Source organism: Sandaracinobacter sp. T42 (genome assembly GCF_059115405.1).
The window spans coordinates 2,575,551-2,597,948 of the sequence record NZ_CM181101.1 but is presented as its reverse complement, the minus strand read 5'-3'; the positions used below and the strand labels follow the sequence as shown (position 1 = coordinate 2,597,948).

At 66.6% G+C, this 22,398-nt stretch carries 15 protein-coding genes; 11 read left to right on the top strand and 4 right to left on the bottom strand.

Annotated features, from left to right (window positions below):
* Positions 1-8 precede the first annotated feature (8 nt).
* Entirely contained in the window at positions 9-776 is a 768-nt protein-coding gene (locus ACW9TV_RS12625; protein WP_494303817.1) for a THxN family PEP-CTERM protein, read from the top strand.
* Between the two features lie 39 nt (positions 777-815).
* Here the strand turns inward: ACW9TV_RS12625 and ACW9TV_RS12620 are convergent, their stop codons facing one another.
* Both ACW9TV_RS12620 and ACW9TV_RS12615 read right to left on the bottom strand, forming a co-directional pair.
* Positions 816-1,742, bottom strand: coding sequence for a TraB/GumN family protein (locus tag ACW9TV_RS12620; protein WP_494303816.1), 927 nt, complete (start codon positions 1,740-1,742; stop codon positions 816-818).
* Complete coding sequence (locus ACW9TV_RS12615; RefSeq protein ID WP_494303815.1) at positions 1,739-3,256, bottom strand: AMP-binding protein; 1,518 nt, start codon at positions 3,254-3,256, stop codon at positions 1,739-1,741. The genes ACW9TV_RS12620 and ACW9TV_RS12615 overlap by 4 nt, the downstream gene beginning before the upstream one ends.
* A gap of 266 nt (positions 3,257-3,522) precedes the next feature.
* On the opposite strand from ACW9TV_RS12615, the gene ACW9TV_RS12610 reads away from it, so the two are divergent.
* On the top strand, positions 3,523-4,140 hold the full coding sequence (locus ACW9TV_RS12610) for a PEPxxWA-CTERM sorting domain-containing protein (RefSeq protein ID WP_494303814.1): 618 nt from the start codon (positions 3,523-3,525) through the stop codon (positions 4,138-4,140).
* Positions 4,141-4,210: 70 nt separating this feature from the next.
* A complete protein-coding gene (locus ACW9TV_RS12605) occupies positions 4,211-6,292 on the top strand; it encodes a molybdopterin oxidoreductase family protein (RefSeq protein ID WP_494303813.1) in 2,082 nt (693 codons plus the stop codon).
* Positions 6,293-6,329: 37 nt separating this feature from the next.
* Here ACW9TV_RS12605 and ACW9TV_RS12600 read toward each other — a convergent pair whose 3' ends face one another.
* On the bottom strand, positions 6,330-8,489 hold the full coding sequence (locus tag ACW9TV_RS12600; protein WP_494303812.1) for a TonB-dependent receptor plug domain-containing protein: 2,160 nt from the start codon (positions 8,487-8,489) through the stop codon (positions 6,330-6,332).
* Between the two features lie 59 nt (positions 8,490-8,548).
* A complete protein-coding gene (locus tag ACW9TV_RS12595; RefSeq protein WP_494303811.1) occupies positions 8,549-8,962 on the bottom strand; it encodes a hypothetical protein in 414 nt (137 codons plus the stop codon).
* 98 nt (positions 8,963-9,060) lie between these two features.
* On the opposite strand from ACW9TV_RS12595, the gene ACW9TV_RS12590 reads away from it, so the two are divergent.
* The 8 genes from ACW9TV_RS12590 (at position 9,061) to ACW9TV_RS12555 (ending at position 22,311) form a co-directional block, all read left to right on the top strand.
* Complete coding sequence (locus ACW9TV_RS12590; protein ID WP_494303810.1) at positions 9,061-9,996, top strand: glycine--tRNA ligase subunit alpha; 936 nt, start codon at positions 9,061-9,063, stop codon at positions 9,994-9,996.
* Positions 9,989-12,058 (top strand): glycine--tRNA ligase subunit beta, encoded by a 2,070-nt coding sequence (glyS, locus tag ACW9TV_RS12585; RefSeq protein WP_494303809.1) that lies wholly within the window; start codon positions 9,989-9,991, stop codon positions 12,056-12,058. Before ACW9TV_RS12590 ends, glyS begins: the two co-directional genes overlap by 8 nt.
* 7 nt (positions 12,059-12,065) lie before the next feature.
* A complete protein-coding gene (gene ppdK / locus ACW9TV_RS12580; RefSeq protein WP_494303808.1) occupies positions 12,066-14,720 on the top strand; it encodes a pyruvate, phosphate dikinase in 2,655 nt (884 codons plus the stop codon).
* Positions 14,717-15,931 carry a CaiB/BaiF CoA transferase family protein gene (locus ACW9TV_RS12575; protein ID WP_494303807.1) on the top strand — a complete coding sequence of 405 codons (1,215 nt, stop codon included), beginning with the start codon at positions 14,717-14,719 and terminating at the stop codon, positions 15,929-15,931. The genes ppdK and ACW9TV_RS12575 overlap by 4 nt, the downstream gene beginning before the upstream one ends.
* The gene (locus ACW9TV_RS12570) at positions 15,928-16,878 is read left to right on the top strand and encodes an alpha/beta hydrolase (protein ID WP_494303806.1); all 951 of its coding nucleotides are present in this window, start codon (positions 15,928-15,930) and stop codon (positions 16,876-16,878) included. The genes ACW9TV_RS12575 and ACW9TV_RS12570 overlap by 4 nt, the downstream gene beginning before the upstream one ends.
* Entirely contained in the window at positions 16,875-17,999 is a 1,125-nt protein-coding gene (locus tag ACW9TV_RS12565) for an NAD(P)/FAD-dependent oxidoreductase (protein WP_494303805.1), read from the top strand. Before ACW9TV_RS12570 ends, ACW9TV_RS12565 begins: the two co-directional genes overlap by 4 nt.
* Positions 18,000-18,092: 93 nt before the next feature.
* On the top strand, positions 18,093-18,824 hold the full coding sequence (locus tag ACW9TV_RS12560; protein ID WP_494303804.1) for a DsbA family protein: 732 nt from the start codon (positions 18,093-18,095) through the stop codon (positions 18,822-18,824).
* A gap of 22 nt (positions 18,825-18,846) precedes the next feature.
* The gene (locus tag ACW9TV_RS12555) at positions 18,847-22,311 is read left to right on the top strand and encodes a chromosome segregation SMC family protein (protein ID WP_494303803.1); all 3,465 of its coding nucleotides are present in this window, start codon (positions 18,847-18,849) and stop codon (positions 22,309-22,311) included.
* Positions 22,312-22,398 lie beyond the last annotated feature (87 nt).

Below are 22,398 nucleotides of genomic sequence, written 5' to 3'. Positions count from 1 at the left end.
CATTCCATATGCGTATCATCCTTGCGGCCGTCGCTGCGGCCGCACTCGCCGTTCCGGCATCTGCGGCTGTCGTGACGTTCGAGAACATCAAGGGCACCTGGTCAAACCCGATCGGTGGGGAAGACATCAGCTATTTTGGCAACGGCACGGGCAACGCCCGGATCCGCTGGGGCGATGTCGATCACAATGATCCGAGATCCGGCTATGATTTCACGGCGATCTCGATTCCCGGCCTGACGGTGCTGCCGCCCAGCGGCTCGGCTGTCGCCAACATCGCCGAATTCCGCCACCAGAACTTCCCGATCGGCGCAGGGTCCGGCATTTCCGGTGTCACGCTCACCTTCAACACCGATGTGAAACTGGATGGCGCGTTCCTGAAGAATGTGAACTTCGTCTATAATTTCACCCACACGGAAACGCCGAATTCGGCGAACCCCTGTGCGTTTGGCGGTGCCAACAATCAGGGCGTGAACAGCAACGGTTGTGCAGACCAGGTGCTGGTCAATTTCAACAGCCAGTCCGACTTCTTCGAAATCGGCGGCCTGAAGTATGCGCTGGACGTTGTCGGCTTCCTGGTGGGCGGTGATCCGGCCACGGCCTTCCTCACCAGGGAAGAGAAGACGAACAAGGCCTATCTGCAAGGCCGGGTCGTGCTCTACAGCGAAGCGGTGGAAGGCGTGCCGGAACCCGCGACCTGGGCCATGCTGATCCTGGGCTTCGGCCTGATCGGCGCTGCGGCCCGCCGCCGCAACGGCCAGGCGATGGTCGCCAGCTGACCGGCAGGCGCTGAAGGCCGGGCGGCAACTGCCCGGCCTTCAGCGCCGCCGTTTCTTTGCCGGCGGGGGCGGCATCACCCGGCTCACCTTGATGCCCTGCCGTTCCAGATCCTCGATCAGGCTACCCTTGCCGGCCATGTGCCCGGCGCCCACGGCGATGAACAGCGGGCCGGCATCGGCTTTCATCTGTTTCGCGATCCAGTCCGCCCAGCGGGCGTTGCGATCCTCCACAAGCATGCGCCTCAGCATGGGCGAGCGCTCGAATTCGGCGTTCACCCGGCTGGCCAGCGCCTCGGTGTTTCCCAGGAGCCAGTCTCCGATCAGCAGCGACATCCGACCCTTCGAATTGTCCAGTTCCGACAGCGATGAAATCAGCAACAGTTGCTGGTCAGCCTCGGAAAGGGCATCGAAGTTGATCAGTTGCTCCTCGGCGGTTTCGAGTGGCGTGATCGGAATGCCCTTCATCCGGGCCCGTTCCGTCAGCACGGCTTCGACGCCGATGCGGGGATCGACGCCATCGGCCATGGCCTGAAGGTTGGAAAGCGTCAGCGCCACGAACCAGGTCTTCGTCCAGTCCAGCGGGCCCGGCTGCAGCCGCTGGATCGCGCTGTTCAGCACCGGGCGCCATTCGGCTGGCACACGATCCGCGATCGGGCGTGCCGATTGCAGCCGGGTCAGCTTCATGATCACCGGCATCATCACGCCGGGACTGTCCGGAACCTCTGTTTCCAGAACAAGCCGGGTCGATTGATCCAGGGCGGCCACCACATGCGGCTTGAACCAGTCCACCCCGCGCGGAAGGGCGTGCACCGTCCCGAACAGATAGGCCCGGGATTTCCCGAGTTCGAGTTGCCAGAGGGCCGGCACCTCCGGTTCCGGCGGAGGTGCCTTCTGCGCCTGGGCAAGCGCCGCCGGCAGGAACAGCAGCGAAAGGCAGAGCAGGGCCTGCCGGATGATTCGGATCATCCGGCCTTTTTGGGCCAGTAGCGATCCTTCACAAGCCGCTTGTAGAGCTTGCCCGTGTCATGCCGGGGCAATTCAGGGTCGAAATCGACCGAACGCGGGCATTTGATGTGGCTCAGGTGCGTGCGCGCGAACTCGATCAGTTCGGCCGCCAGCTCGGGCCCGGCATCCGCCCAGTCGCGCGGCTGCACCACGGCCTTCACTTCCTCACCCAGTTCCTCGTTGGGAACGCCGATGACGGCGACGTCCGCCACCTTGGGGTGCATCACCAGGATATTTTCCGTCTCCTGCGGGTACACGTTCACGCCGCCGGTGATGATCATGTAGCTGGAGCGGTCGGTGAGGAACAGGTAGCCGTCCTCGTCGACGAAGCCGATGTCGCCGAAGGTGGCGCCATGCTCGTTCTGGCTTTCCGCCGTCTTTTCAGGGGCGTTGTGATAGGAAATCGGCGGCCCGCCATGGAAATAGATCCGCCCTTCCCGTCCGGGGGGCAGCACATTGCCTTCATCATCCAGGATGCGGATTTCGCCCAGCAGGCTTTTGCCGACCGAACCTTTCTTGGCCATCCACTCATCCGAACTGATCGCAGTGAAGCCCGATCCTTCGGTGGCGGAATAATATTCGAAGATGCGCGGCCCCCACCAGCCGATCATCTGTTCCTTCACGGCGACAGGGCAGGGGGCGGCGGCATGGATCACCGCGCGCAGGCTGGAGACATCATATTTCGCCCGGACATCTTCCGGCAGCTTCAGGATCTTCACGAACATGGTGGGAACCACCTGGCTGTGCGTGACCCGATGTTCCTGCACCAGTTGCAGATACCGCTCCGCGTCGAACTTCTCCATCACGATCACGGTGCCGCCGAACTTGTGGACGCTCATGCAATAGCGAAGCGGGGCGGCGTGATAGAGCGGCGCGGGCGACAGATAGACCATGTCGGCGGAAAAGCTGTAGAGCATCCCGACAAGGCCCGAGAGGGCGTCGAGCTGGTCGATGGGGCCTTCCGGCAGCGGCCCGATCACGCCCTTGGGACGGCCCGTGGTTCCGCTGGAATACAGCATGTCTCGGCCGGCGCTTTCATCTTCGATGCGCGTGACGGGCTGGCTCGCAAGTGCGGCTTCGATCGGCTGGAATCCGGGGATGTCGCCATCCACCGAAAAGCGGTGCGTGACTGCGGGCAGATCCTGCGCGACGGCCGCCAGCGATGCGCCCGCGATCAGCAGCTTCGCGCCGCAATCCTGCACGATGTAACCGGCCTCGTCCGCGGTCAGCTTCGTGGAGATGCAGGTGAAGATCAGGCCGCTGCGCTGGGCGCCCCAGCAGAGCGGCAGATAATCGAGATGGTTTTCGAGGAAGATGGCGAGGGTGTCACCGCGCCTGAGGCCGCAGGTGCGATACAGCTGCGCGGCCTGGTTGGACCGGGCTTCGAGTTCGGCGTAGGTCAGCGTCGCCCCGGAATTCGCCATGATGATTGCGGGTTTGTCCGGCGTGTTGGCGGCGTGATGAAATGGATGCACGTCTGAATCTCCCTGGGGCAGGCTCGATCTTCTGCCGATCCTGTCATGGCAAAGGCCGGGCGGTTTCGCAGCCTGTCAAAAGGCCCTGTCTGACGGGGCGTTGGAACTTTGGCGGCGTTGCAAGGCTGGCGCGCGGCCTCCGTGGGCGCAATCATTGTTTACAATCAAGGCGAAGATATCCGTGGCCTTTTTCTTCCGGCTGTGGAATCAAGAAGGCTGCTCGAAAACAGGGCACGCCGAAAGGCGAAACAGAAGGGGTCGTATTCATGCAATTCAAACTGGCGATCGCCGGTGTGTTCGCGCTGTTCATCGGGCCGCAGGTGCTGGCCGTTGAAACCGTCCATGGCAGCCGTGCCGCTTTCGAAGACATGCTGGGCGCCAGCGTGACGGACAGCTACAGCAATCCCGGCTATGTCTTCGTCCAGAACGATGCCGCCATGTCGGCCGTTCTGGGTGAAACGGATTATGTCTCCACCGGCTTCAACAATCTCAACATCGTGCTGGGTGGCCGCTATTGCGCAGGCTGCAACGGGAGCTTCAGGCTGATCTTCACCTCCACGTCGGTCACCGAAGGCAATGGCGTGTTCGGGGTCGGCCTCGATATCGTCAGCAACTCGGGCTATTCCGCGCTGGTCAGTTTCGGGGATGGCGGCACACAGCTCTATGCCCTGCCGGGCAGTGGCAATTTCTGGGGCATCACCTCCACCCGTCAGGTCTCTCAGATCGATTTCGGCCCTGGCGGCAACCCGTCCACCAGCGGTTATTTCCAGATCGACAATCTGACGATCGGGGCCGTGCCCGAGCCGCAGACCTGGGCGCTGCTGATCGTGGGCTTCGGCATGATCGGCGCGGCCGCGCGGCAGCGCCGCCTCGCCGCTGCCTGACACTCCGCTTTAGCGTCAGCTAGTCTTTCTCCCCGCGGCCGGCCTAGTCTGATCGCGGGGAGATTGAATCATGGCGGAATCACGGGCGCGCACCTGCCACATCTGCGAAGCCAATTGCGGCATCCTCGTCGAGTTCGAGGGGGACCGCATTCTGTCCATCCGGGGCGATCCCGACGATGTGCTGAGCCGTGGGCATGTCTGCCCGAAGGCGACCGCGATCGCGGATCTGCAGACCGATCCGGACAGGCTGAGAAGCCCGCACAAACGGGTTGGAACGGAATGGGTTCCGATCGGCTGGGACGAAGCCTTCCACGAGATCGCGGCGCGTTTCGTCTCGATCAGGGACAGGGGCGGCGCCGGCGGCCTGTATGTAGGCAACCCCACGGCGCATAACTATTCCGTCGGCATGATGACGGGGCATCTGAAGCGCGCGCTTGGCACCCGCGCCATCTGGTCTGCCGGCACGGTGGACCAGATTCCGCACCAGTTGGTGCAGCTGTGGATGTATGGCCACAACAGCCTGTTCCCCATTTCCGACATTGACCGGACGCAAACGATGCTGATCATCGGCGGCAACCCGATGGCCTCCAACGGCTCCGTCTGGACGGTGCCTGGCATTCGCCATCGCATTGCAGGGCTTCAGGCGCGCGGTGGCCAGCTGATCGTGGTGGACCCGCGACGGACGGAAACGGCGGAGCTGGCGGACAGGCACCTGTTCATCCGCCCGGGCACCGACCCTGCCTTCCTGATCGCCCTGCTGCTGGCGCTGGACGAGGCGCAGGCCATCCGGCCGGGTCGTCTGAACGACATCATGGATGGCTTCGAAGAGGCGCTTGCCCTGTTGCGACGGTTCGACGTGGGCGGTCTTTCGGCGCATTGCGGTGTATCGGAAGCCGATATCCGCGCGGTCGCGGCGCGGCTGGGCAAAGGCGGCCCGGCAGCCGTCTATGGGCGGATGGGGGTGTCCACGGCCGAATTCGGCACGCTGAACCATTGGCTGATCCAGTTGCTGAACATTGCAACCGGCAATCTCGACCGGATGGGCGGGGCGATGTTCTCAAACCCCGGTGTCGATCTGGTCGCACAGGCGGGCCGGGGCAATCACGGTCGCTTCTTCAGCCGCGTTTCCGGCATTCCGGAAATCATGGGTGAACTGCCGGTCGTGACCATGGCTGAGGATATCGCGACGCCCGGCGAAGGGCAGATCCGGGCCCTGTTCACCATCGCGGGCAACCCGGTTCTTTCCTGCCCGGACGGCCAGGCGCTGGACGCAGCGCTGGAGACGCTGGAGCTGATGGTCAGCATCGACATGTATGTGACCGAAACCAGCCGTCATGCCCATTACATCCTGCCGCCGTGCGGCCCGTTGCAGAAGGATCATTACGCCCTCTCGCTGGGGGCGATCGCGGTGCGCAACTATGCCAAATACAGCCCGGCGCTGCTTCCCATGGGTGCAGACGAGAAATCCGACTGGGAGATCGTCGCCGGTGTGGCCAGCGCGATGCTGGCGGCGCAGGGGGAAGCCACGCCCAACATCCGCCACCCGCGGGATACGCTGGATCATATGCTGCGGCAGAGCGCGCATGGCCTGACACTGGCCGAGGTGGAGGCGCATCCGCACGGGGTCGATCTGGGTGAACTGCAACCCGGCCGCCTGCCGGAACGGCTCTGCAACGAAGACAAGCGGATCAAGGCGCTTCCGGCGGCGATCCCGGCCGAACTCGACCGGTTCGCCGCCCGCATGGCCGAAGCCGCACCTGACAGTCTGCTGCTGATCGGCCGTCGTCACATCCGATCGAACAACAGCTGGCTGCACAATTCGAAGCGCCTGCTGAAAGGGCCCGAGCGCTGCACCCTGATGATCCATCCGCAGGACGCACAGGCGCGCGGCATCATGCAGGGGCAGCCCGTCACCATCCGCAGCCGGGTCGGCGCGGTAACGGCCCCTGCCGAGATCACCGATACCGTGATGCCGGGAACCGTCAGCCTGCCGCACGGCTGGGGGCATGGCCGCGAAGGGGTGCAGCTGTCGGTCGCGACCACGCGGCCGGGGGTCAGCCTGAACGACCTGACGGACCGGCAGCGCTATGATCCGCTGTCCGGCAATGCCGCGCTGAACGGCACGCCGGTCACCGTCAGCCTGGCGGCCTAGGGCCCGGCGTGCCTGGACTGCGCGCCGGGCCGCCCGCTCAGAAGCTGGTGGAGAGCCCCAGGTTGACCGATCGGCCGGCGCCCGGCACCGGCCGGAGAACGCCCGTGGCCTTGCGGTCGCCCAGGGAAACGCCGCCCAACGGCAGGCTGTAGGCCTTGTCGAACAGGTTCGTCGCCTCGATGCTCAGCCGGATGCCTTTCAGCGTGGTGGCCGCCCGCAGGTTGACCAGCGCATAGGCATCGGTGCGCGGTTCGTTGCGGGTGGAATCCACCCGCGTCTTTTCCGCGACCCAGTTGAAATCCGCGCCCAGTTCCAGCGCGCCCTGCCGATGTTCAAGGCCCAGCAGCAGGTTGGCCGGCATCTGGTGGTGGAGTGGCGCCGCAGTGGCTGGATTCCGGCCGTGAAGCCAGCTGAAGGCGCCAGTCAGACGGGTTATGTTCCGTCCTTCGCCCTTGCGCAGCGTGACGGCGCCGGACAGGTCCACGCCGTGGAATTCGGCCTCTTTGTTGGCGAACTGCAGCTGCACGAAGCCGGTCGGCATGCCCATCATGTCGGTCATGGCCTTCAGGAACGTCGCGTCGATATAGTCGTGGACGCGGGTATAGTGCGGGGCGATCTTCAGCGCCCAGCCTTGCGCCTCTCCGCCCATCGACAGCGCGGCGCTCAGCGTATCGGCCCGTTCCGGTTTCAGGTCCAGGTTGCCGACATAGCCGTTGCCGTCGCCATACCAGCCGATCATGCTGCTGGACATGGTGCCCCGCCCCCAGGCGTAGCGTTCATAGAGGTTGGGGGACCGCACCTTGCGGGCATAGCCCAGCTCCAGTGTGAGGCGGTCGGATGCCGCCCAGTTCGCCAGCAGCGATCCGCTCCAGTTGTTGTCCGCCCGCTTGCGGTCGGCCGCGTTGAAGGCCTTGGCGGCCATCGCATCGGCCATCTGCATCATGCCGGTGCCATAGGGCTGGACGTCACCCGTGTTCATCCGCACCCGATCGAATCGGATTCCGGCGACTGTGCTGAACCTGTCCGTCCAGCGGGATTCCCATTCGCCAAACAGGCCCAGTCTGTCGCGCGTGGCGCCGTTCACATTGATGAAGGTGTCAGGGCCCATCATCATGCTTCCCGGCACTGGCGGCCACCAGTCGTTCAGCCACTGGTGATGGAACTCTCCGCCGATCCTTGCGGTGTCGCGCGACGAAACAGCCAGCGCGAACTTCACGCCCGCATTGGCGCTGTGCACTTCGGTATTCATCGGCATGCCGCCATCGGCGGTTCCGCCCTTGTCCGCCAGGAAGTTCATTTCATGATCGGTATCCCGATAGCCTGCGGTGAAATCGACGGTGCCCCAGTCAAACGAGCCCTGATAGCGGCCATTCAGGAACCAGCTTTCGTTGGATGTCATGTCCATATGCTGGTTGGGGAAGCCTTCCCTGGGGGAAAAATGGTATCCGCCCTTCAGATGGAACAGGCCGGCGCTGTTGTGCCAGGCGAGGGCAAGCGCATGATCCGTCTTGGCATATTCGCTCGAGCGGACGCGGCCCAGATCGCCACCGGCGCTGTAATTGTCGGACTGGACATAGGATCCGCTGTAGGTCGCGCTGAGATGCCGGTTCGCGAGCGTCAGGCCGATCGCGCCGCCAAGGCCGTTGCCGTTGGAGCGGTAGAAGGCCGAGGCGCGGCCGGTCACCAGCAGGGCATCGCCGGTCGCGAAACGCGGCGGGGCGCTTTCCACGCGAATCAGTCCGCCGATCGAATCCCCGCCAAGGCTGACAGGCGACACGCCGGTGATCACGGTGACGGACTGGATCGTCTGCGGGTCAGTGTAGGACAGCGGTGTGTTCATGTCGTTGGGGCAGGCACTGTCGATGGGCTGGCCATCCACCAGAATGCCGAGCCGCTGTTCCGTCAGGCCGCGGATCACCGGCATCGATGAAAAGCCCCCGCCGGTGCGGGCGCTGACGCCGGGCAGTTCGGCCAGCAGGGCCGCGGTGTCGCTGCTTCCGGCCTGCCGCTGCGTCAGCCGATCCCTTGTCAGCGTCTGTGTTGTCAGGGGCTGGCCTGACAGGCTGGCCGGTGCGGTATCCATTCCCACGGAATGGGCAAGGCCTTCGTCGTCCGGCGCCTGTTGGGCGAGGGCGGGTGTGGCGAATGCGACGGATACAAGAAGGCTGGCGCGCAATGCGCACATGCAGTGTTTCATGAATGCGGATCTTCCGATGAAAGGTCTGTGTGGCGGCGGAGCCGCCGGTGTTCAGCCGGTCAACGGATGGCGGGCGGGCCTGTGGCGGGAGGCGGCGGGGCCGCCGGGCGCGCGATGCGCACAGGGCTTGTCGGGGCAAGGCCATGCGCCAGCACATGGCGCAGATGCAGCAGCAGGACAGGCCCCGGAACCGCGCCCAGCGCCACCAGACCCACCGACTGGAAGGCACAGGCCGTGTCGGCGGACTTGCCCTGTTCCCCATCGTGCCGGTCGGACGGAACCGCGAAGTCGATCGTCTGCCCGGCCGACATGGCGGAGCATAGCCGTATGGAGAACAGCCGTTCGTCGCCCGATGCCGGCATATAGCCCTGCGGCACCAGCGCCCGCACGAACAGGGCGAGCAGCATGAGCGGCAGCAGCAGCGCGAAATGGTCACGAATCAGGGTGCGCACGAACGGCATCGGCTTCGCCATAGTCGCAGACACTCATGCGTGTCACATGGCCGGCATGTCGCAGCCGCCGGCGGTTCTTCCTCTTTCCCTTTCGTGCTGCACTCGCTAACTCGCCGCATGTGAGCACGAAACCACCCACCAGCTTCCAGGATATCATCCTGAGGCTCCACGCCTACTGGTCGGCGCGCGGCTGCGCCATCCTTCAGCCCTATGACATGGAAATGGGCGCAGGTACCTTCCACCCCGCCACCACGCTGCGCGCGCTGGGGCCGAAGCCTTGGAAGGCCGCCTATGTGCAACCCAGCCGCCGCCCGTCCGACGGGCGCTATGGCGAAAACCCGAACCGGCTTCAGCATTACTACCAGTATCAGGTGATCCTGAAGCCTTCGCCGGACGACATCCTGGACCAGTATCTGGGCAGTCTGGAAGCCATCGGCATCGATCTGAAGCAGAATGACATCCGCTTCGTGGAGGATGACTGGGAAAGCCCGACGCTGGGCGCCTGGGGGCTGGGCTGGGAAGTCTGGTGCAACGGGATGGAGGTGACGCAGTTCACCTATTTCCAGCAGGTGGGCGGGCATGATTGCGCGCCGGTCGCCGGGGAGATCACCTACGGACTGGAGCGGCTGGCGATGTATATCCTGGGCGTCGAGAACGTCTATGACCTGCCGTTCAACAATGACGGCCTGAGCTATGGCGACGTGTTCCTGGAGAATGAGCGCCAGTTTTCCGCCTATAATTTCGAGGCCGCCAACACCGAGGCGCTGTTCGATGCCTTCCGCAAGAGTGCGGAGGAGTGCCGGACGCTGGTGGAAGCAGGATTGCCGCTGCCGGCCTATGATCAGGCGATCAAGGCCAGCCACCAGTTCAATCTGCTGAATGCGCGCGGCGTGATCTCGGTGGCGGAACGGCAGGCCTATATCGGCCGGGTGCGCGACCTGGTGAAGGCCGTGGCCGACCTGTATGTAGCGAAGGAGACGGCGGCCTCACCCGCCCCTGGTCCGGGAGAGGGAGGCGCGGCTCTGCCGCGCGGGGAGGGGGCAACTCATGCCTGATTTCCTGCTAGAGCTGTTCAGCGAGGAAATTCCGGCGCGGATGCAGCCGGCGGCCGCACAGCAGCTGCGCGAGAAGTTCGGGGCGCTGCTGACCGAAGCCGGGCTGAAGGCGGACGCGGTTGAAACCCACGCCACGCCGCGCCGCCTGGCGCTGATCGCGCACGGGCTGCCGGCGGCCAGCGAAGCGGTTTCCGAAGAACGGCGAGGTCCGCGCGCGGATGCACCCGCGCAGGCCATCGAAGGCTTTCTGAAATCCACCGGCCTCTCGCGTGAGCAGCTTGAGGCGCGCGACACCGGCAAGGGCGTGTTCCTGTTCGCCAACCTTGCCCGCGAAGGGCGGCCGACGGCGGACATCCTTGCCGCGAAGCTGCCCGCGCTGATCGCCGGGTTCCAGTGGCCCAAGAGCCAGCGCTGGGGCCGGGCGAGCCAGTCCACCGCCAGCCCGCGCTGGGTGCGGCCGCTGCGCGCGATCGTGGCGCTGCTGGATGGCGAAACCGTTTCGTTCGAGGCGCTTGGCCTGCAATCCGGTCGGGAAACCTTTGGTCACCGCTTCATGGGGGGGGCGGATCCCGTCTCCATCGACAGCCCCGCCACCTACGAGGCCCAGCTGAAGGCGGTGTTCGTGATCCTGTCTACCGACGAGCGGCGGCGGATCATCCGCGAAGGGGCCGAACGGGCGGCCGCGGCCGCCGGGCTGAAACTGCGCCCCGATGACGGGCTGGAGGCGGAAAATGCGGGCCTGACGGAATGGCCGGTGCCGCTGCTGGGTCGGTTCGACCCGGCCTTCCTTGAGGTGCCGCCCGAGATCATCCAGCTGACGATGGCCACCAACCAGAAATATTTCGCTGTGGAGGATGCGCAGGGCTGGCTTGCTCCCGGCTTCGTCTGCGTGGCAAACCTGGCGGCGCCAGACGGCGGACAGACCATCGTGGCGGGGAATGAGCGGGTGCTTTCCGCCCGCCTGTCGGACGCGAAATTCTTCTGGGCGAACGACAGGGCGAAGCCGCTGGAAAGCTTCAACGCCAAGCTGAAGGATATCGTGTTCCACGAGAAGCTGGGCACCATGGCCGAGAAAGTGGAGCGGGTGGCGAAGCTGGCGCGCTGGCTGGCGGAGAACCACTTCCCCGATGCCGATCCTGATGTTGTGGAACGCGCCGCGCGGCTGGCGAAGGCAGACCTGACGACCGGAACCGTGGGCGAATTCCCCGAACTGCAGGGCGTGATCGGCGGCTATCTGGCAGAGGTGCAGGGTGAAGAACCGGGCATCGTCCAGGCGCTGAAGCAACATTATGCGCCGGTGCCGCAGGGTTGCGTGCCTGTGGCCGTTGCATTGGCGGATCGGGTCGACACGCTGGTCAGCTTCTTCAACGTGGACATCCGCCCGACCGGCTCGAAGGATCCGTTCGCGCTCCGCCGTGCTGCGCTTGGCGTGCTGGACATGCTGGTTTCGGGCCACCGCCGCATTCCGCTGGATCCCCTTCTTCGGGCAGCCGGGGCGAAGGACGCCAGCCAATTGATCAGCTTCTTCGCTGATCGCCTGAAGGTCCAGCAGCGCGAGGCGGGCGTTCGCCACGATCTGATCGACGCCGTTTTCGCGCTGGGCGGAGAGGATGATCTGGTCCGCCTGCTGGCGCGGGTGAAGGCGTTGCAGGCGTTCGTGGAGACGGACGACGGCAGGAACCTGATCGCGGGCCACAAGCGCGCCGCCAACATCCTGAAGGCGGAGGAGAAGAAGGACGGCGCGGCCTATTCGCTGGACCTCGCCGCCCTCGAAAGCCCCTATGTCGGGGAAACGGAAAAGAACCTCGCCGCCCAATTCGCCCGCGCAGAGGGCGCCTCTGGCGTGCTGCTGTTCGACGAGGTGGACGCACTGCTGGCGCGGGAGGATTTCGAAGGTGCGATGAAGCGCCTGTCCGTTCTTCGGGCCCCTGTGGACCGCTTCTTCGAGGACGTGACCGTGAACGATCCGGATCCGGCTGTGCGCAAGCGGCGCCTCGGCCTGCTGGCCGGGATACGGGACGCGATGCACCGCGTCGCCGATTTCTCCAAACTGGAAGGTTAGAACCCAGATGCCCCAGCGCCTTCTCATTCCCTTCGGCGGCGGCGCGCCTTCGGCCCACCGGCTGGGCAAGGCGCATCTGGGGGGGAAGGGCGCGAATCTTGCTGAAATGGCCGGCATCGGGCTTCCGGTGCCACCGGGCTTCACGATTCCCACACCGCTGTGCGCGCAATATTACGAGGCCGGGGCGCGTCTGCCGGATGCGCTGAAGGCCGAATTGGCGGCGGGCCTTGCCCATATCGAGCAGGTTGTCGGCATGGTGTTCGGGTCCGCCACCAACCCGCTGCTGGTTTCCGTGCGCTCCGGCGCGCGGGTGTCGATGCCGGGCATGATGGATACGGTGCTGAACCTTGGCCTGAACGACAGCACGGTCGAAGGCCTCGCGGCCCGCAGCGGCAATCCCCGCTTCGCCTGGGACAGTTATCGCCGCTTCATCCAGATGTATGCCGACGTGGTGCTGGGCCTTGACCATTATCTGTTCGAGGACGCGCTTGAGATCCTGAAGGACGACAAGGGCGCGACACTGGATACCGACCTGACGGCCGACGACCTGAAGGGTCTTGTGGCGCTGTATCAGGCGATCGTCCTGAAGGAGACGGGCCAGCCCTTCCCGCAGGATCCCGTCGCCCAGCTGGAAGGCGCGGTTGCAGCCGTTTTCGGCAGCTGGCGATCCGAACGCGCGGCCGTCTATCGCCGCCTGAACGACATTCCCGAGGAATGGGGCACCGCCGTCACCGTTCAGGCGATGGTGTTCGGCAACATGGGCGAAACCTCTGCCACGGGCGTCGCCTTCACCCGCAACCCGGCGACGGGCGAGCGCGCCATCTATGGCGAATATCTGATCAACGCCCAGGGCGAGGATGTGGTGGCGGGTATCCGCACGCCGCAATATCTCACGCTGGCCGCACGTCAGGCGGCGGGCGCGAAGGCGGCTTCGATGGAAGAAGCCATGCCGGAGGTGTTTGCCGAACTGGCCCGCATGTTCGAGCAGCTGGAGACGCATTACCGGGATTGCCAGGACATCGAGTTCACCGTGCAGGAAGGCAAGCTGTGGCTGCTGCAGACCCGCAGCGGCAAGCGCACCGCGAAGGCGGCGCTGAAGATGGCCTGCGACATGGTGGACGAAGGGCTGATCACGACGGAAGAGGCGGTGCTTCGCGTGGACGCCGCCGTGCTGGACCAGTTGCTGCACCCCACTCTGGATCCGAAGGCGGATCGCAAGGTGCTGGCGGTGGGCCTGCCCGCTTCGCCGGGGGCTGCATCCGGGGCGATCGTGCTGGACAGCGAAACCGCCCACAGCCGCGCGGCGACGGGCGAGGACGTGATCCTGGTGCGGCTGGAAACCAGCCCTGAGGACATTGCCGGCATGCATGCGGCCCGCGGCATCCTGACCGCGCGGGGCGGCATGACCAGCCACGCCGCCGTGGTGGCGCGCGGAATGGGCCGCCCCTGTGTTTCCGGCGCCGGCGGCATTTCAATCGATCTTGAAAAGCGCATCCTGCGCATCGGCAACCGCGAGCTTGCCGAAGGCACGATCCTGACGCTGGACGGCGCCTCTGGCGAGGTGATGGAAGGGCGCGTCGCGACCGTTCAGCCCGAGCTTTCCGGCGACTTCGCCCGCCTGATGGGCTGGGCGGATGCGCACCGGCGGATGAAGGTGCGCGCCAACGCCGAAACGCCGGAAGACTGTGCCACCGCCCGCCGGTTCGGGGCGGAGGGCATCGGCCTTGCCCGCACCGAGCATATGTTCTTCGGCGCCGATCGCATCGTGCATGTGCGCGCCATGATCCTGGGCGCCGATGAGGGGACCCGGCGCGCGGCGCTGGAAAGGCTGCTGCCGGCGCAGCGTTCGGATTTCGAGGCGATCTTCCGCATCATGGCAGGCCTGCCGGTGACGATCCGCCTGCTGGATCCGCCGCTGCACGAGTTCCTGCCCCAGCGCGAGGCTGAAATTGCGGAAGTGGCGGAATCGACCGGCCTTTCGGTTGCCGCCGTCCGCCGCCGCGTGTCGGACCTGCACGAGGCCAATCCGATGCTGGGGCATCGCGGTTGCCGCCTGCTGATCAGCTATCCGGAAATCGTGGAGATGCAGGCCCGCGCCATCTTCGAGGCGGCGCTGGCGATTCCCGGCGGCGTTTCCCCCGAAGTGATGGTGCCCCTGGTGGCCACGCGCCGCGAACTTGAGATCGTGAAGGCGATCATCGACCGGGTGGCCGCCGATGTGTTCGAAGCGGCCGACCGGTCGCTGCCCTATCATGTGGGCACCATGATCGAGCTTCCGCGCGCCGCGCTTCGCGCAGCCGACATCGCGGGCGCCGCCGAATTCTTCAGCTTCGGCACCAACGACCTCACCCAGACGACGCTGGGCATCAGCCGGGACGATGCCGGCCGCTTCCTGGGGGAATATGTGGAGGCCGGAATCTACCCGCGCGACCCGTTCGTCAGCCTCGACACCGATGGCGTTGGCGAACTGGTGCAGCTGGCCGCCGAACGCGGCAAGTCCGCGCGACCGGCGCTTAAGCTGGGCATCTGCGGGGAACATGGTGGCGACCCCGCCACCATCGATTTCTGCGAGGGCGAGGGCCTGGATTATGTCAGCTGCTCGCCCTGGCGCGTGCCGATCGCCCGTCTCGCGGCGGCCCAGGCGGCGCTGAAACGCAAATGAAGTCCGCCCTTGATGGTGTCCGCGTGCTGGACCTCTCGCGGGTGCTGGCCGGGCCCTATGCCACGCAGATGCTGGGCGACCTTGGGGCCGATGTGATCAAGGTGGAGCGGCCGGGCAAGGGCGACGACACCCGCAGCTGGGGCCCGCCGTGGACCACGAACAGCGATGGTTCGCGGGGGGACGCCAGCTATTTCTTCGCCTGCAACCGCAACAAGCGCAGCCTGGCGCTGGATTTCCACAAGCCCGAAGGGCGCGAGGTGCTGCATCGCCTGTTCGCCTGGGCCGACATCGTGGTGGAAAACTACAAGGGCGGCGACCTGGCGCGTTTCGGGCTGGATCACGCGACCATCCGCAAGGTCCATCCCGGCCTGATCTGGTGTTCGATCACCGGATTCGGCCATTCCAGCCCCGATTCCCACCGGGCGGGCTATGATTTCATGATCCAGGCGGAAGCGGGCCTGATGGACATCACCGGTGAGCGGGGCGGCCGCCCCCTGCGCGCGGGCGTTGCCGTCGCGGATCTGACAACGGGGATGATGGCGGTGACAGCGATGCTGGCCGCACTGCGCCACAAGGAACGAACCGGCGAAGGCCAGCACATCGACATGGCGCTGTTCGACGTGACGCTGGGCTGGCTCGCCAATCAGGCGTCGAGCTGGCTGATGGGGGGGGTGGAGCCGGGCCGGATGGGGAACCAGCATCCTTCCATCGTGCCCTATCAGGATTTCCCGACGGCGACCGGCCCGATCGCGCTGGCGGTCGGCAATGATCACCAGTTCGGCATTTTTGCGCGGCTGGTGGGCCATCCGGAGTGGCCAGAGGATCCACGCTTCGCAACCAGCGCCGCCCGCTCCGCCAACCGGGAGGCATTGGTGCCGATGGTGGAGGCGGTGCTGAAGACCCGCCCGGCCGCGGAGTGGCTCGACCTGCTTTCCCAAGCGCAGGTCCCGGCGGGCCCCATCGCCACGGTCAGGCAGGCGCTGGAAAGCGGGCAGTCCAGGGCGCGCGGGCTGGTCGTCGAACAGGAACATGCCGCCCTCGGCATGGTGCGCACGGTCGCCCAGCCGCTGGCGCTGACGGCAACGCCCCCCAGCTATCGCCGCCCACCGCCGGCCGTGGGCGAACACAGCCGCGAAATCCTGTCGGAACTTGGCCTCGATACGCAGGCGATAGAGGACCTGGCCCGATCAGGGGTCGTGGGGGCGGCATGAACGAGCCGCTGTTCCACCTTCCCTCAAACGCCCTCATCGGGCGGGAGAGGATGGCGGACGGCGCCTTCATCCGGACGCTGCTGCTGCCGCACGATCGCCCCGTTTCCAACCTGCTGCTGCTGACTGGCCGCGCGGATTTTCATGAGAAATGGGCGGATGCCATCCGGCACCTGCACGACGCGGGGTTTGCCATTGCCAGCTTCGATTGGCGCGGTCAGGGCGGCTCCACCCGCCTCAATGACAAGGGGGCCGGGCATATCGACAGCTTCGACACCTGGCTGTCCGATCTGGATCAACTGTCGCATTGGGCGCTCGAATCGCTGCCCGGGCCGCGCTGGCTGGCGCTAGGGCACAGCATGGGCGGGCATCTGCTGACGCGATGGGCAAGCGATCCCGGCCGGAAGGACAAGCCGTTCCGGGCCGAGCTGGATGGGCTGGTGCTGGCAGCCCCCTTCTATGGCCTTGGCGGGCCTGTCGCGATGCGCGCGGCGGCGATGCGGCTTGCCCCGATCCAGGTGCTGCGCGGCAAGGCGGCGGACTTCGCCTGGGGGCAATCCCCCTATGGCCCGATCCAGCAGGCGCCGGCGCGCCAGCTTCTGCTGACCGGCAGCCGTGCCCATTTCGAGGATGAGGGGCGCTGGGTTTCCGCCCACCCGGAGCTGGCGACCGGTGGGGTCAGCTGGGGCTGGATCAAGGCCTTTGCGGACAGCCAGCGGATACTGGACGCCCAGCCGCTGGAACAGCTGGATCTGCCGGTGCTGATGATGCTCGCCGCGAAGGAACGGCTGGTGGACAACAAGGCGGCGATCCGCGTGGCGACGCGCATGGCGGACTGCCGGACCCATGTCGTGCCGGCGGCGGCGCACGAACTTCTGCGAGAGGCGGAGCCCCAGTTGCAGGAAGCGCTGGGAAAGATCCGCAGCTTCGCGCTAGAAGTCACGGGATGACCCAGTTCGACATCCTGATCGTCGGCGCCGGAATCGGGGGCGCTTCGCTTGCCCATGCGCTGCTGGTGGCGGAACCCGGCCTGAAGGTCGGCCTGCTGGAGGCCGAAAGTCAGCCCGGCTATCATACCACCGGGCGCTCGGCGGCCTTTTATGCCGAAACCTATGGCGGGCCGACCGTCCAGCCGCTGACAACGGCCTCGCGGCGCTTTTTCGAATGTCCGCCGAAGGGCTTTGCCGAGACCGCGATCGTCTCGCCGCGCGGCGCGCTGCATATCCGCCATATCGATGCGCCGGGAACGCTCAAGGCCCTGGAAGAAGAGTTCCGCCACGGCCGTGTCGCCCATCAGCGGCTGGGGCCGGAAGGCATTCACAGGCTGATGCCCTTCCTGAAGCCGGAATGGGCGCAGACAGCAATCTGGGAGCCGGGCTGCGCGGACATCGACGTGGCAGGGCTGCACCAGGCCTATCTGCGAAGTGCGAAAAAGGCTGGCGCGGCGCTGATCACTGATGCGCGTCTTTCGAAGGCGGTCCACCAGTCCGGCGGCTGGCGCGTGGAAACGGCGGCGGGGGAATTCCGGGCCGGCACGCTCGTGAATGCGGCGGGTGCCTGGGCTGATCAGGTGGCGGAAGCCGCAGGCGTCGCCCCCATCGGCATCCAGCCGCTGCGACGCACCATCGTGGTGACCGAGGTGCGCCCCGACGCGCCGGCCGACATGCCGGTGGTGATGGATGCGGGCGGCTCGCTCTATTTCAAGCCCGACGCCGGCCGGCTGTGGATCTCGCCGCATGATGAAACGCCGGATGTGCCGCACGATGTCCAGCCGGATGAGATGGACATGGCCATCGCGCTGGATCGCTTCGAGCAGATGTGTGACTGGCCGATCCGTCGCCTTGCCTCCAAATGGGCGGGCCTTCGCAACTTCGCGCCGGATCGGCAGCCCGTCCTGGGGCCTGATCCGGCCATGCCGGGCTTTCACTGGTGCGCGGGGCAGGGCGGCTGGGGCATCCAGACGGCACCTGCCGCAGCCGCGATCGGGGCGGCGCAGCTGCTGGGCAAGCCTGTCGAGGCGCACTACGCGGGCATTGATCCGTCCCCCTATCTGCCGGCCCGTTTCCGCTGAGGCCTTGCGCCTGCCGGCAGTTGGTCTAGCGCTGAGTCATCCACAGGCAGTTTGCTTGCCACACCCCCTAGATATGGTAAGGTTCAACCCCTGATGTCCAACATGTTGAAATCTTCGCTTCTCCTTGCAACCACGCTCATGCTGGTTGCCTGTGATTCGGGAACGTCCACCGCAGCCCCGACCGCCAAGACAGGAACGGCCGCACCCGTCGCGAAGGACTGGACGCAGACCGTCGTCGAAACGCCCGAGGGCGGCTTCCGCATGGGCAATCCGGATGCGAAGGTGAAGATCGTCGAGTTCGCGTCGCTCACCTGTTCCCACTGCCGGGATTTCCACAAGGAAGCGCAGACGACGTTCAAACCCAATTATGTGAAGACCGGCCAGGTTTCCTACGAGTTCCGGCCCTTCATGCTGAACATCTATGACTTTGCGGCGACGAAGCTTGCCATCTGCGAAGGGCCCGACCGCTTCTTCACCTGGGCGAACGAGTTGTACACGAACGCCGAGGCCTGGATGGAACCCTTCACCAAGCTGACGGACGCCGACATCGCGCCGCTTCGCAACCTGGCGCCCGGCGAGCAGATCAAGGGCCTTGCCTATGCCGGGAAGCTGAACGAATTCGCGCGCACGAAGGGCCTGCCCGGCGCGAAGTTCGACGCCTGCATGGCGGATCAGGCGACGTTCGATGCGCTGGGCAAGCGGCAACAGGCTGCGATCGACGCCTATCAGGTTCAGGGCACACCGACATTCCTGCTGAACGGCAAGAAGCTGGATGGTGTCGCCAACTGGGCCGCACTGGAACCGAAGATCAAGGACGCCCTCTGACGATGGGGCGCGGCTTGCGGTCATGAAGTTCGCGAAGCTGCGCCTTTCGGGTTTCAAATCCTTCGTGGAGCCCACCGAACTGCTGATCCGGGAGGGGCTGACAGGCGTTGTCGGCCCCAACGGATGCGGCAAATCCAATCTGCTGGAAGCGCTGCGCTGGGTGATGGGCGAAAGCTCGGCCCGCTCGCTGCGCGTTGCCGCGGGCGGCTCCGGCATGGACGATGTGATCTTCGCCGGAACCGCGAAGCGGCCCAGCCGCGATCTTGCCGAAGTGCGGCTGCTGCTCGACAATCGCGCCCGGCGCGCGCCTGCCGAATTCAACGCCGACGAAGAGATCGAAGTGTCGCGCGCGATCGTTCGCGGCGAAGGCTCTTCCTATTCGCTGAACGGACGTGAAGTCCGGCTGAAGGATGTGCAGCTTCTGTTCGCCGATGCGGCGACTGGCGCGCATTCGCCGGCGCTTGTCAGCCAGGGCCGGGTCGCCGCCATCATCAACGCCAAGCCGCAGGAACGGCGCCAGTTGCTGGAAGAGGCCGCCGGCATCTCGGGCCTGAACGTCCGCCGACGAGAGGCGGAGCTTCGCCTGAAGGCGACCGACGCCAATCTGGTTCGCCTGGACGATGTGATGCAGGCATCGGAATCCCAGGCCCAGGGCCTGCGGCGCCAGGCGAAATCGGCGCAGCGGTATCGCGACCTGTCCGACCGGATCCGGGCCGCTGAGGCGGCGCTTCTGCGCCAGCAATGGGCGGCGGCGGTCGAGGCCCTGCAGGCATCCGAAAGGGACCTGCGCGAGGCCGACGCGATGCTGGGTGAAGCCGTGAAATCGGCCGCCCGGGCTGCCACTGCGCAGGCGGACGCCGCGGCTGGATTGCCGGCGAAGCGGCAGGCCGAAGCCGCACTCGCTGCGACGGTGCAGCGGCTGACGACCGAGCGCGCGACCCTGGTGGCCGAGCGGCAGGGGCTGGTGAAGCGCCTGCAGGATCTTGCAGCCGCGCTGGAGAATGCGGCGGCCGATTCCGAGCGGGAACGCGCGCGCGCGCGCGATTCGGCTGCGACGCAGGCCCGCCTTGCCGAGGAACTGGAGGGCCAGTTGGCCGTACAGGCCGAAGCCGGGCAGGCGATCGGGCCGCAGGGGGAAGAGGTCCGGGCGGCGGAACAGGCCGCGACTGAGGCCGAACGGGCGCTTGCAACCGCCGTGGAAGCCCATGCCGCGCTGCTGGCGGAAGCCCGAAGCGTGCGCGCACAGGCTGAAGCCGCGCGGGTCCGGGCCGAACGTCTGGATGGTGAGCAGCGGCGGCTGCAGGCTGAACTGGACCGGCTGAAAGCGGGCGGCAGCGGCGCGCAGCTGGATCAGCAGCTGGCCGAGGCGGAGGCCCAGTTGACCGCGCGAACGGCCGACGCCGAGGCGGCGGCATCCGCCATCGCCCGGGCCGAGAGCGAAGCGCAGGCGGCGCGGCAGGCGGCCGACATGGTCGAGCGCGCGCTGGCGGCCGCACGAACCGAAGTGACCAGCCTGGAAGCCGAGGCGGCCGCGCTTGATCGGCTGAAAGGCGCGAAACAGGGGACGGCGGCGGCCGCCGCGCGCGCGGCGATTTCGGCCGCGGCCGGCTTCGAAGGCGCAGCTGCTGCCGCGCTTGGTGACGACCTGAACGCGGCGCTGGGCCCGCCGGACAAGCCGGCCCGTCACTGGTTGCGGCTTGGTACGCAGCCGGATGACCCGGCGCTTCCCGCTGGCTGCATCCCGCTGGCGGGGCAGGTTACGGCGCCCGATGAACTGGCACGGCGCCTTGCTCAGGTGGGTGTGGTCGATCAGGCTCCGGATGCCGCCATGCTGAAGGCGCTGAAGCCGGGTCAGCGTCTGGTTTCCAGGGCTGGCTGGCTCTGGCGCTGGGACGGGTTTGTCGCGCCGCCCGGCGGCCAGGCGACGGCTGTTGCCGAAGCGCTGGCACAGGACAACCGGCGGCGGGAGATTGCCGGGGCGCTGGATGCGCCGCGCGCCAGGCTGAAGGCGGCCGAGGCCGAACTGGCTGCGCAGAAGGAGATGCTGGCAAGGGCTCAGGGCGCCGAGCGCAAGGCCCGGACGGATCGGGCGGAGGCGGAGCGGCTGAAGGACCAGTTGTCGGGCCGCCTGCAGGGCCTTCGGGCGGCTCAGGCCCAGGCCGCAGCAAGGGTGAGCGCGATGGAGGCCTCCATCGAGCGGCTGTCCGCCGAAGGCGCAAGTGCGGCCACCGACGCGGAACAGGCCGCCGCCGCCATCGCCCGACTGCCCGATGCGACCAGGGCTGCCGAAGCCGTCGCATCCGCGCGCGCGGCGGCAGAACGGACGCGGGCGCTGCTGGCCCAGGCCCGTGCGACGGCCGCCGGGCTGGAACGCAACCTGGCCGAGGCCGGTGCGCGAATCGCCCGTTTGCAGCGGGAGCTGGCGGACTGGCAGGCCCGTGACAGGGATGCGGCTGCGACCGCCGAGGCTCTGGCCGCGCGCGTTTCCCGGCTTGCGGACGAGCGCACCGCTCTGGTGGCGGAACCTGACGCCTTAGACGCGCGACTGCTGATCCTCGACCGGGACATCGCCGCCGCCGAAGCCCGGCGCACCGCCGCGGCGGAGGCGGTGATGGCGGGCGAACTCGCGCAGACCGAACTCGACCGTGAGGCCCGGGCTGCCGAGGCGCGCGTCGCCGACGGCCGGGAAGCGCGGGCGACGTTCGCGGCGCGCACGGAACAATTGCGCGAAAAGGTGGCTGCGCTCATTGCCGACGCGCGCGAACGCTTTGGCGTGGCCCCGTCCGATCTGGCGGCATCATCCGGCGAAGACGCGGCCCAGCTGGAGCAGCGGCTGCAGAACATGCGGGCCGAGCGTGAGCGAATCGGCGTGGTCAACCTGAGGGCCGATATCGAACTGGCCGAGATCGAGGCCGTCCTGGCGGAGCAGGCGCGCGAGCGGCAGGAACTGGAAACAGCGATCAACCGACTGCGCGGCTCGATCGGCACGCTGAACCGGGAAGGGCGCGCGCGGCTGATGACGGCCTTCGCCGAGGTGGACGCCCATTTCCGCGAGCTGTTCGTGACCCTGTTCGGTGGAGGATCGGCCGAGCTGACCATGATCGAAAGCGACGATCCCCTGGAAGCGGGGCTGGAGATTCGCGCGCAGCCGCCCGGCAAGAAGCTGCAATCGCTGTCCCTGCTGTCCGGCGGAGAGCAGGCGCTGACCGCCGTGGCCCTGATCTTCGCGCTGTTCCGCACCAACCCCGCGCCCATCTGCGTGCTGGACGAAGTGGATGCGCCGCTCGACGATGCGAATGTCGAGCGATTCACCCGGCTGCTGCAACACATGGCGGACACCACCGACACGCGATTCCTCATCGTCACGCACAATGCCGTCACCATGGCAGCCATGCACCGGCTGTATGGAGTAACGATGGGCGAGCCCGGCGTGAGCCAGCTTGTCTCGGTGGAACTGCGCGAAGCTGAACAGCTTGTCGCAGCCTGAGGCGGAGGCCGGTCCCGGCGGGCTGACCTCGCAGCTTGACGCCCGCGCGGCGGGGCTCTAACGGAACCCCGCTTCGGCGGCTCTAGC

Bases quoted from the DNA above. Each gene is read 5' to 3' on its own strand.
- ACW9TV_RS12565 (WP_494303805.1), top strand. From the start codon at position 16,875: ATGACCCAGTTCGACATCCTGATCGTCGGCGCCGGAATCGGGGGCGCT.
- ACW9TV_RS12555 (WP_494303803.1), top strand. From the start codon at position 18,847: ATGAAGTTCGCGAAGCTGCGCCTTTCGGGTTTCAAATCCTTCGTGGAG.
- glyS (WP_494303809.1), top strand. From the start codon at position 9,989: ATGCCTGATTTCCTGCTAGAGCTGTTCAGCGAGGAAATTCCGGCGCGG.
- ACW9TV_RS12575 (WP_494303807.1), top strand. From the start codon at position 14,717: ATGAAGTCCGCCCTTGATGGTGTCCGCGTGCTGGACCTCTCGCGGGTG.
- ACW9TV_RS12625 (WP_494303817.1), top strand. From the start codon at position 9: ATGCGTATCATCCTTGCGGCCGTCGCTGCGGCCGCACTCGCCGTTCCG.
- ACW9TV_RS12610 (WP_494303814.1), top strand. From the start codon at position 3,523: ATGCAATTCAAACTGGCGATCGCCGGTGTGTTCGCGCTGTTCATCGGG.
- ACW9TV_RS12620 (WP_494303816.1), bottom strand. From the start codon at position 1,742: ATGATCCGAATCATCCGGCAGGCCCTGCTCTGCCTTTCGCTGCTGTTC.
- ACW9TV_RS12595 (WP_494303811.1), bottom strand. From the start codon at position 8,962: ATGGCGAAGCCGATGCCGTTCGTGCGCACCCTGATTCGTGACCATTTC.
- ACW9TV_RS12560 (WP_494303804.1), top strand. From the start codon at position 18,093: ATGTCCAACATGTTGAAATCTTCGCTTCTCCTTGCAACCACGCTCATG.
- ppdK (WP_494303808.1), top strand. From the start codon at position 12,066: ATGCCCCAGCGCCTTCTCATTCCCTTCGGCGGCGGCGCGCCTTCGGCC.
- ACW9TV_RS12570 (WP_494303806.1), top strand. From the start codon at position 15,928: ATGAACGAGCCGCTGTTCCACCTTCCCTCAAACGCCCTCATCGGGCGG.
- ACW9TV_RS12600 (WP_494303812.1), bottom strand. From the start codon at position 8,489: ATGAAACACTGCATGTGCGCATTGCGCGCCAGCCTTCTTGTATCCGTC.
- ACW9TV_RS12605 (WP_494303813.1), top strand. From the start codon at position 4,211: ATGGCGGAATCACGGGCGCGCACCTGCCACATCTGCGAAGCCAATTGC.